Origin of the sequence: Spirillospora sp. NPDC049652, from assembly GCF_040675125.1 — a bacterium.
GTDB lineage: Bacteria > Actinomycetota > Actinomycetes > Streptosporangiales > Streptosporangiaceae > Spirillospora.
Genome location: NZ_JBFAOF010000207.1, coordinates 1 through 9,503, shown reverse-complemented (window position 1 = coordinate 9,503; position 9,503 = coordinate 1). Strand labels below are relative to the sequence as shown.

The following is a 9,503-nucleotide window of genomic DNA, read 5'->3' as shown; positions in this document are numbered from 1 at the left end:
GTCCGTCCCGAACCGGCGGCGCCGTCGTCCGCCCCGGGCTCGGCGACCAGCCGCACGACCGGCTGCGCGGCCGGCGAGGCGACGGCGACGCGGCCGTTGGCGGACACCGTGGCGTCCGCCAGCGGGGCCGGGGACATCGAGCCGGTGGAGCGGCGTCCGACCGCGACCGGCTCGGGGTTGTCCACCAGCAGCGCCTCGGGCAGCAGCGCGATCGCCGTGGTGCCGCCGTACGGGGACGGCCGCAGCGTGACCTTGACGTCGTGCCGGGCGGCGAGCCGCCCGACGATCGCCAGGCCGAGCCGGGCGCTGTCGGCGGGGTCGAAGTCGGGCGGCGAGGAGAGCCGGGCGTTGGCGTCGGCGAGCGCCTCCTCGTCCATGCCGAGGCCGCGGTCCTCCACCTCGACGGCCAGGCCGTGCCCGACCCGGTGGCCGCTGACCAGCACGGGCGCGCCGGGCGGGGAGAACGCGGTGGCGTTCTCCACGATCTCGGCGAGCAGGTGCACCACGTCGGTGACGGCCGAGCCGACCACCGACAGCCGGGGCAGCGGCTGCACCCGGACCCGCGGGTAGTCCTCCACCTCGGCGACCGCGCCGCGCACCACGTCCACCAGCGGGACGGGGTTGCGCCAGCCGCGGCCCGCGTGCTTGCCCGCGAGGATCACCAGGCCCTCGGCGTGCCGCCGCATGCGGGTGGCGAGGTGGTCGAGCTTGAACAGGTCGGCGAGCTCGGCCGGGTCCTCGGTGCGCCGCTCGAGCGTGTCGAGCAGGCCGAGCTGCCGGTGCAGCAGCGCCTGGTTGCGGCGGGCGAGGTTCACGAACACCTCGTTGACGCCGCGCCGCGCGGCCAGCTCGCCCGCCGCGGCCGTGAGGACGGCGTCGCGGGTGCGGACGAACGCGCGCGAGATGCGCCGGATCTCCAGGATCCGGTAGTCGCGGTTCTCCTCCCCGCCGAGGGCGTCGGCGAGGTCGAACGGCTTGCCGTGCCGGGCGGCGTCGGCGAGCACCGGGAGCCGGTTGCGCGCGAAGTCGCCCACCTGGGACGCCAGCCGGCGGCACTCCTCGACCAGCCGCCGGGCGACCCGCCAGGCGATCACCGACGAGGCGATGACCGCGACGAGGCCGAGCCCGCCGGCGACGCCGAGCTGGAAGAACACGTCCATGCCGACGCCGCGCGCGTCCCGGATGATGTGCTCCAGGACCTGGTTCTCGAACTTGTACAGCCGGTCCCGCATGATCTCGGAGGCGGACCGCCAGGCGTCGTCGTCGACCGGCGGCGCGCCGCGGCGCAGCCGCCGCTCCGACGGCGAGATGTTCTGGACGACGTGGTCCTCCATCTCGCGCAGCTGCGTCATCACCGGCGACTGCTCGATCTGGGACCACTCGACGCGGTCCTCGCGCGTCAGCATCGGGGCGGTGTCGGCGTACAGGGTGCGCTGGGCGCCGCTCAGCCGGGCGAACTCGCCGCGCTCGGCGACGGTGACGCGGCCGGCGGCCAGTCCCCCGGCGAGCAGCGCGTCCTCGCGGGACAGGTACTCGTGGGCGCGGGCGAGCGCGGTGAGCGTGCGGGCGTCCACGGCGAGCGTGCCGTCCCCGCTCGGGGTGCCGTTGTTGTAGACGGAGAACCCCGCGTCGACGATCGCGTTGTACTCGGTGAGCGCGCCCGCGCGCTGCAGGCCGCCGCTGTCCACGGCGTGCCGGACGGCCGGGAGGTTGCGGGCCCTGGCGACCAGCGCGTCCATCGCCCGCAGTTCCTCGGCGCCGACGGTGCCGCGCAGCGCCTTGTCGCGCACGCCGTCGCGGACGACCGCGGCGGCGGCGTCGGTGTGGTCGCGCTGCGACGACAGGTCGACCTTGAAGCGCGTCCCGTGCGAGCCGATGTAGACCTGGGTGAGGCGGCGCTCCTTCTGGAGTTCCACGAGCAGCCGCTGCGAGGGCAGCAGCACCTTGTCCTGGAACTTGCCCCCTTGCAGCAGGCTGTTGGCATTGCCGAAGAGGACCGTCGTGACGAACGCCCAGAGGGCGACCAGGGACACGAGCGGCACCAGGGCCAGCACGGCGATCCTCGTCCGAATCGAGGAGAACCGCCGTCGTTTAGACGACATCTGCGGGATTACCTCCCGATGCGTATTGTGCGGGGGTCTGCGGAGCCTACTATGCCGCGATCACGACGCGCCGCCCCGTCCGCGATCTGTTCGTGACCGGCCTGTTGTCCACCCCACCGGACCGCCGTTGTCGAGGGCGTTGTCCGGGTCACGGCGGGGGCCGCCGCACCCCGCCGAACGCCCCCCGCGCGGACACCGTGAGTTCCGGTGCGCAACCGACGGCGTTACGATTCCCGCCGTGACTCCCGAAAGCCAGGCATCCGAGGCACTTCCGTCGCGTCGTTCCCGCGCCCTGCGCGGAGGACGGCACCGCGGAGACGAATCCTTCCTTCTGCCGCCGGGCTCGCCCGCGCTCGTCCTGGCCGTACCGGGACCGGCGAGCGGGCAGGCCGGGGCGATGGCGGGCGACCTCGCCCGCGCGGTCGAGCTGGAGAACACCGGCCAGCCCGCCGTGGTCGCGAGTCTGGGCGGCGGCCCGGACGGCCTCGGCGCGGTGCTGTCCCGGCTCGCCCCGGCGCGTCCGGACGAGCCCGCCGCGGTGGTGGTCCCGCTGGTCACCGGACCGGATCCGGCGATCATGAGCGTGGTGGCCGCGGCCGTCGCGACCGCGCCGGTCCCGGTGGTGGCCGCCGACCCGCTCGGCCCGCACCCGCTGATCGCCGAGGCGCTGCACGACCGGCTCGCCGAGTCCGGCCTCGCCCGCGCCGACCGGATCCGGATGATGACCATGGTCACCGAGGCCGGCGGCGTCGTGGTGGCCCCGCCCGGCGACCAGGCCGCGGTCCGGCAGGCCGAGATCACCAGCGTGCTGCTGGCGTCCCGGCTCGCCTGCCCGGTCTTCACCGCGTCCCTGGACGACGAGGCCGCCCTGCGCGGCGCCGCCGACCAGCTGCGCGCCTCCGGCGTCCGCACCGTGGCGCTCGCGCCGCACCTGATCGGCCCCGAGGTCTCCCCCGACCGCATCACCCGCGCCGCGGCCGCCGTCGGCGGCACGGCCGCCGCCCCCCTCGGCGCCCACCCGGCCCTCGCCCGCCTCGCCGCCCTGCGCTACGCAGAGGCTCTCGCGGCAGCTCTGCGTTGAGGAAGCACGAAACGAAGATGCCGATGTCCACGGACATCGGCATCTTCGTTTCGCTCACTGGTTCTTGAAGTCGGGCGGGCGCTTCTCCAGGGTGGCCGTCATGCCTTCGACCAGGTCCTTGGTGAAGAAGGCGAGGGTCTGGACGCTGGTCTCGGTCAGCAGGTGGGTGCGCAGGCCGGGGGCGTCCAGGGAGGCGTTCAGGAGTTCCTTGGTGCGGCGCAGGCCGTAGGGGGACTTGGCGAGCAGGCGGTCGGCCAGCGCGTGGGCGTCGGCGAGGTCCTCGCCTTCGGCGGAGCGCCGGGTGATCAGGCCGAGGCCGTCGGCGGCGTCCAGGTCGAAGCGCTCGGCGAGGTAGGCGAGCTCGGCGGCCTTGGCCGGCCCGACCAGGCGCGGCAGCAGCCAGGACAGGCCGCAGTCGCCCGCGGACAGGCCGAGGTCGGTGAACGGGACGACGAACCGCGTCGTCGGGTCGGCGACGCGCAGGTCGCAGGCGAGCGCCCAGGAGACGCCCATGCCCGCGACGGGGCCGTGCAGGGCCGCGACCACCGGCTGCGGGATCTCGCGCAGCCGCGCGGTGACCTCGCCGCCGCGCGCGATGCCCCGGTAGAGCCGCTGGACGCGTCCCTCGGCGGCCGGACCATCCCGCTCGCCGCCCTGGAGGTCCATGCCGGAGCAGAAGCCGCGGCCCTCGCCGGTCAGGACGACCACGCGGGTGCGCGCGTCGCCCATGAGCCCGTTGAGGACGTCCAGCAGCTCCTCGGTGAGCTCGGCGGTGACCGCGTTCAGCCGCTCCGGGCGGGACAGGGCGACGGTGAGCACCCCGTCCCGCCGGTCGAGGCTCAGCGAGCCCATCGGGTCAGGAGCCGAGCTGCTGGATCAGCGGTCCCATCTGCTCGCCGACGTTGCGCGGGACGATGTGCGGCTCGGCGGCGTTGATCGCCGCCCAGTTGTCCCGGACGGTCTCCACGGTCAGCTCGTCCGAGGTGCCCCAGCCGGGCCCCTCGGCCACCAGGATCTTCGCGATCCGGCCGCCGCCGACGGTGTAGACCTCGCCCGAGTCGGGGTTGGACTCGTGCGCGAGGTAGGCGACGAGCGGGGTCACCTTGTCGACGCCGAGCCGGTCGGCGAAGTCGGCGGGGAGCAGGTCCTCGGTCATGCGGGTCCACGCGACCGGGGCGATGGCGTTGGCCTTGATGTCGTACTTGGCGCCCTCGTGCGCGAGCGTCTTGGTGAAGCCGACCAGGCCCATCTTGGCGGTGGAGTAGTTCGCCTGGCCGAAGTTGCCGAACAGGCCCGCCGGGGACGAGGTGTTCACGATCCGGCCGTGGCCGTTCTCGCGCAGGTGCGGCCAGGCGGCCTTGGTGACCAGGAACGAGCCGCGCAGGTGGACGGCGATGACCGCGTCCCACTCCTCGACCGCCATGTTCTTGAACGACCTGTCGCGCAGGATGCCCGCGTTGTTCACGACGATGTCGATCTTGCCGAAGGCGTCGAGGGCCGCCGTGACGATGGCCTCCGCGCCCTCCGGCGTCGCGACGTTGTCGGGGCTCGCGACGGCCTCGCCGCCGTTCTTGGTGATCTCGTCCACGACCTCCTGCGCCGGGCCCGCGGACGCGCCGACGCCCGAGCGGTCCCCGCCCAGGTCGTTGACCACGACCTTGGCGCCGCGCGCGGCCAGCTCCAGCGCGTGCTGCCGGCCCAGCCCGTGCCCGGCGCCCGTCACGATCGCGACGCGCCCGTCATAGCGCAGTTCCGTCATCCGGTTCTCCTCACCTCGCGGCGGCTGCTACTCCCAGGTAATCACTCTGGGCGGTTACTGGATACCATCCGACCGAATCCCGCTCGGCTTCGGGGTCCCCGCCTTCCCCGGCACGCGCGGGACGCGACGGGGAAATCTCGCCAACCAGCCCACGTCACGGGGCATCCCGCGTAGTCTCCTCTGCTCCGGATCACCGGCTTTCCCCCGAAACCACCCCCGTCCGGCGAGCACGGAGGACAGCAATGACCGACCTTCCCGGCGAGCGCCCCGCCGCGCGCCCCGCCGCGCGCCCCGGCGACCGTCCGCTCCGCGTCATCCAGTGGGCGACCGGCGCGCTCGGCCGGAGCGCTATCCGGGCCGTCCTGGAGCGGCCGGACCTGGAGCTCGCCGGGGTGCGGGTGTTCGACCCCGCCAAGGACGGCATCGACGCGGGCGCCCTCGCCGGACGCGGCGCCACCGGGATCGCCGCCACCCTGTCCACCGAGGCCCTGCTCGACCTGGACGCCGACTGCGTGGTCTACGCCCCGGCCCCCGGCGGCGCGCCGTTCGCCGACCTGGACACCGTCCACGCGCTGCTGGCCTCGGGGAAGAACGTCGTCGCGACGACCGGCTACGTCTACCCGCCGGCGCACGGCCCGGAGCTCATGGCGGCCCTGGAGGAGTCGTGCGCGCGCGGCGGGACGTCCCTGCACGGCTGCGGCGTCAACCCGGGCTTCATGTCGGACATGATGCCCCTGCTGCTGTCCCGGCTGTCGCGGCAGGTCACGCACGTGTTCGCGCGCGAGTGCTCGGACTTCTCGGGGCACCCCTCGCCGCGGATGCTGCGCCACCTGGTCGGCCTCGGCCGCACCGAGGAGGAGTTCGGCGCCTTCCTGCGGCACGCCCGCCCGGTCATGCGCACCCACTTCGGCGAGAGCCTGCACCTGGTCGCCGCCGGGCTCGGACTCGCCCCGCCCGAGGTGGACACCGACGTCGCCTACCGGCTCACCACCGAGGACATCGGGGTCGCCGCCGGGACCGTCCGCGCGGGCACGGTCGCGGCCGTCCGCTGGACGTTCAGCGCGATGGTCGGCGGGCGCCCGGCCATCGGGCTGGAGACCGTCTACAAGGCGGGCCCGGCCGTCGCGCCCGAGTGGGGCCGGCCGGGCTACTCGGTGCGGGTCGAGGGCCGTCCGTCGATCACCCTCACCACCGGGGAGGACTGGGTCACCAACGGCATCGCCGCCGCGGCCGCGCACGCGGTGAACGCCGTCCCGGTCGTGTGCGCCGCGCCGGCCGGCGTCCGGACCTTCCTGGACCTGCCGCCCGTCCTCGGCCGCGCCTCCGTCCACCACATGGCGGACGCCCGCCCCTGACCGGGAGCGGGCGCCGCCGGCGCGCGGAACCGGGCGGTCAGCGAGCGGAACCGGGCGGTCAGCCCTGGACGGTCTCCTGCTCGTGCTCCTGGCGGGCGGCGGCCTCCTCGGCCTCCTCCCGCTTCTTCTTGCGGAAGTGCCAGACCACCAGGGCGACGACCGCGATCACCGCGATACCGATCGCCAGGCCCTGCCCGGCCAGCTTGGCGACGTGCTCGAACGCCGTCCCGGCGAAGTAGCCGCCGAGCGTGAACGTGCAGACCCAGACGACGCCGCCGATGAAGTTGAACAGCAGGAACTTCGGATACGGCATCTTCGACATGCCGACGAGCGCGGGCATCAGCGCGCGCAGCAGCGCGGTGAAGCGGCCGATGAACACCGCGAGGCCGCCGCGCCTGCGGATCATGTCCTGGGTCTTGGCGACCTTGCTCTCGTGCCGGACCATGACCCTGGTCGTGAGCAGCCGCGGCCCGAGCTTGCGGCCGATCTCGTAGCCGACCGAGTCGCCGGTCACCGCGGCGACCACCGCGATCACCAGCAGCAGCGGCAGCGACAGCCGGTGCTGGCTGGCCAGGATGCCGCCGACCACGATCGCGGTCTCGCCCGGCAGGACGAAACCGAAGAACAGCGCCGCCTCGGCGAACACCAGCGCCGCGATCATCAGGTAGATGAGCGCGGGCGGCAGGCCGTCCGTCAAGGCGCTGAAGTTCTCGAGCATCCCGTCCCCCGCCGAAGAGCCCCGCGCGGTTCGCGGGGCGTTACGGCGTCATGGTAGCCAGCGGCCGGGGCCGGGCGGATCCCTCTGAAGTCGCAGGGAAGGCCCTACTTTGGAGGGGTCCGGGATTATCCGTCCACGAGAGGACCGCGGACATGACCGCGCAGGAGAGAGCGGCCGGCCCGGCCGCCGCAGGGAACACGGCGACAGAGACCACGGCACCGGCGACCACGGCACCGGCGGCCACGGCCGCGGGTGACGCGGGGGCCGCGCAGATGACGGACACCCCCAAGGAGATGAAGGGCGGCCGGTTCGTCCGGCAGCCGAACCGGTTCACCGACCGGATCACGGCGGACGGGTCGGGCCCGTACCCCGCCGAGGCCGGCCGGTACCGGCTGCTGGTGTCCTACGCCTGCCCGTGGGCGCACCGGAGCATGATCGTCCGGCGGCTGCTCGGCCTGGAGGACGTGGTCTCGCTCGGCGTGGTGGACCCGATCCGGGACGAGCGCGGCTGGCGCTTCCCCGAGCCGGACCCGGTGACCGGCGCGACCTTCCTGTCCGAGCTCTACCTGGCCAGCGACCCCGGCTACACCGGCCGCCGGTACACCGTCCCCTGCGTCTGGGACACCGTGACGGGACGCCTGGTCACCAACGACTTCCCGAACATCACGACGATGTTCGAGACCGAGTTCACCGCGTTCCACCGGCCGGGCGCCCCGGACCTCTACCCCGAGAAGCTGCGCCCGGAGATCGACGAGCTGAACGACCTCGTCTACGCGACCGTCAACAACGGCGTCTACAAGGCCGGGATGGCCACGGAGCAGGAGGTCTACGAGGAGGCGGTGGACGCCCTGTTCGCCACCCTCGACCGCCTGGAGGAGCGGCTGGCCGGCCGCCGCTACCTGCTCGGGGACCGGATCACCGAGGCCGACGTCCGCCTCTACCCGACCCTCGCCCGCTTCGACGCCGTCTACCACGACCACTTCAAGTGCAACCTGCGGCGGATCGTCGACTACCCGAACCTGTGGGGCTACGCCCGCGACCTCTACTCCCGGCCCGAGTTCCGCGAGACGACCGACTTCGGCCAGATCAAGCGGCACTACTACGTGACGCACAAGTTCATCAATCCGTCCGGGATCGTTCCGAAGGGCCCGGACGTTGACTGGACAGCCCCGCACGACCGTGCCCGACTCGGCCCTTCCTGAGCGCTTCACCCCGATTTCATTCCATCGGTTGCTCCATCGCCAAAGAGTCGCGTTCAGGGACCGTTCAGGTTCGACCACTATCCTGTCCCGCCTTCCGGGACGCAGCCCGCGGCGTCGGCCATCCGAACAGGCTCGAAAGGTCTCCCTCAGAAAATGCGCAGCCCCTTCTTCAACAACATGGACCAGGGCGAGCCCGTCCCCGGCCACTTCGCGCTCCAGAACGCCAAGATGCTCCGCGTCCACCTCAACGGAGACGTCATCGCCCGGCAGGGCGCCATGGTCGCCTTCCAGGGCCAGATGGACTTCGAGTACCAGGGCGCGGGCGGCGTCGGGAAGTTCCTCAAGAAGGCGCTGACCGGCGAGGGCGCGCCGCTGATGCGGGCGAAGGGGCAGGGCCTGCTGTTCCTCGCCCACAACGCCGAGGACATCCACCTGTTCTACCTGGAGAACGAGCAGATCACGGTCAACGGGAAGAACATCCTGGCCTACGACGCCCACCTGCAGACCGACATCAAGCGGGTGCAGGGCGCGGGCGTCATGTCCGGCGGCCTGTTCAACACCACGATCGGCGGCACCGGCTGGGTCGCGGTCCACACCCACGGCGCCCCGGTCATGCTGGACGCGGGCCGGGCCCCCACGTTCGCCGACGGCGACGCGGCCGTGGCCTGGAGCACCAGCCTCCAGATCGGCGTCAACCGCACCATCAAGGCCGCCGCGCTGATCGGCCGCGGCAGCGGCGAGGCCATGCAGCTCGCCTTCCAGGGCCAGGGCTTCGTGCTCGTCCAGTCGAGCGAGGGCCCGACGGTCCCCGAGCACACCCACTGATCCGCCCCGGAGCCCGGCTCCGGTGAGACGGTCGCCACACTCGCGCCTTCCCGGGGCCGCGAGTGTGGCGTGGGTCGCCGATTCCGCACCGTAGATTTGGGCAAAATCTACGGTTTTGAGGTTCGGCCGTGGGGGGTAGCCGGGCGCTGGCATGGTGGGGGCCCAAGTGCGAGTAGCCTTGACTCGTCTCAGAACTCACCTGCGAGCTGCGGAAGAGGGCGATCTCCGCCGTGTCGACAGAGTCAGCGCATTCCAGTGCCGACCCCAAGACCACAGACTTCGGTGCCAACGAATGGCTGGTCGACGAGCTGTACCAGAAGTACCTCGAAGACCCCAATTCCGTTGACGAGGCGTGGTGGAACTTCTTCGCGGACTACCAGCCGGGCTCCCGGCCGGCCGCGAACCCCCCGGTGACCACGGCCCCGGCCGCGGGCGGCGCGGCCGCCGCCCCGCCGACGCCG

The 9,503-nt window shown here is 73.0% G+C and carries 9 protein-coding genes; 5 read left to right on the top strand and 4 right to left on the bottom strand.

Features of this window, described 5'->3' with window-relative positions; translation table 11 throughout:
• Positions 1–2,054: sensor histidine kinase (locus tag AB0J52_RS16075; RefSeq protein ID WP_500182353.1), on the bottom strand; the 2,054-nt coding region annotated here is incomplete at its 3' end.
• A 286-nt stretch (positions 2,055–2,340) separates the two neighbouring features.
• Between AB0J52_RS16075 and AB0J52_RS16070 the strand changes: the two genes are divergently transcribed.
• Entirely contained in the window at positions 2,341–3,183 is an 843-nt protein-coding gene (locus AB0J52_RS16070) for a sirohydrochlorin chelatase (RefSeq protein ID WP_500182352.1), read from the top strand.
• Positions 3,184–3,237: 54 nt separating this feature from the next.
• On the opposite strand, the gene AB0J52_RS16065 is transcribed toward AB0J52_RS16070, so the two are convergent.
• Both AB0J52_RS16065 and AB0J52_RS16060 read right to left on the bottom strand, forming a co-directional pair.
• The gene (locus tag AB0J52_RS16065) at positions 3,238–4,035 is read right to left on the bottom strand and encodes an enoyl-CoA hydratase/isomerase family protein (RefSeq protein WP_500182351.1); all 798 of its coding nucleotides are present in this window, start codon (positions 4,033–4,035) and stop codon (positions 3,238–3,240) included.
• A 4-nt stretch (positions 4,036–4,039) separates the two neighbouring features.
• Complete coding sequence (locus tag AB0J52_RS16060; protein ID WP_500182350.1) at positions 4,040–4,942, bottom strand: SDR family oxidoreductase; 903 nt, start codon at positions 4,940–4,942, stop codon at positions 4,040–4,042.
• Between the two features lie 242 nt (positions 4,943–5,184).
• Between AB0J52_RS16060 and AB0J52_RS16055 the strand changes: the two genes are divergently transcribed.
• Positions 5,185–6,297: an NAD(P)H-dependent amine dehydrogenase family protein gene (locus tag AB0J52_RS16055; protein ID WP_500182349.1), complete on the top strand. Its 1,113-nt coding sequence runs from the start codon at positions 5,185–5,187 to the stop codon at positions 6,295–6,297.
• A gap of 58 nt (positions 6,298–6,355) precedes the next feature.
• Here AB0J52_RS16055 and AB0J52_RS16050 read toward each other — a convergent pair whose 3' ends face one another.
• Entirely contained in the window at positions 6,356–7,015 is a 660-nt protein-coding gene (locus AB0J52_RS16050) for a DedA family protein (RefSeq protein WP_500182348.1), read from the bottom strand.
• A gap of 272 nt (positions 7,016–7,287) precedes the next feature.
• On the opposite strand from AB0J52_RS16050, the gene AB0J52_RS16045 reads away from it, so the two are divergent.
• The 3 genes from AB0J52_RS16045 to AB0J52_RS16035 all read left to right on the top strand — a co-directional run.
• Positions 7,288–8,217, top strand: a complete 930-nt coding sequence (locus tag AB0J52_RS16045) for a glutathione S-transferase family protein (RefSeq protein ID WP_500182347.1) — start codon at positions 7,288–7,290, stop codon at positions 8,215–8,217.
• Between the two features lie 153 nt (positions 8,218–8,370).
• Positions 8,371–9,042 carry an AIM24 family protein gene (locus AB0J52_RS16040; protein ID WP_500182346.1) on the top strand — a complete coding sequence of 224 codons (672 nt, stop codon included), beginning with the start codon at positions 8,371–8,373 and terminating at the stop codon, positions 9,040–9,042.
• 230 nt (positions 9,043–9,272) lie between these two features.
• A partial coding sequence (locus AB0J52_RS16035; protein WP_500182345.1) for a 2-oxoglutarate dehydrogenase E1 subunit family protein occupies positions 9,273–9,503 on the top strand: 231 nt, incomplete at its 3' end.

What these genes read in the sequence shown, in the direction of transcription:
- AB0J52_RS16040 (WP_500182346.1), top strand. Translation starts at nt 8,371, where the DNA reads ATGCGCAGCCCCTTCTTCAACAACATGGACCAGGGCGAGCCCGTCCCC.
- AB0J52_RS16060 (WP_500182350.1), bottom strand. Translation starts at nt 4,942, where the DNA reads ATGACGGAACTGCGCTATGACGGGCGCGTCGCGATCGTGACGGGCGCC.
- AB0J52_RS16045 (WP_500182347.1), top strand. Translation starts at nt 7,288, where the DNA reads ATGACGGACACCCCCAAGGAGATGAAGGGCGGCCGGTTCGTCCGGCAG.
- AB0J52_RS16055 (WP_500182349.1), top strand. Translation starts at nt 5,185, where the DNA reads ATGACCGACCTTCCCGGCGAGCGCCCCGCCGCGCGCCCCGCCGCGCGC.
- AB0J52_RS16065 (WP_500182351.1), bottom strand. Translation starts at nt 4,035, where the DNA reads ATGGGCTCGCTGAGCCTCGACCGGCGGGACGGGGTGCTCACCGTCGCC.
- AB0J52_RS16050 (WP_500182348.1), bottom strand. Translation starts at nt 7,015, where the DNA reads ATGCTCGAGAACTTCAGCGCCTTGACGGACGGCCTGCCGCCCGCGCTC.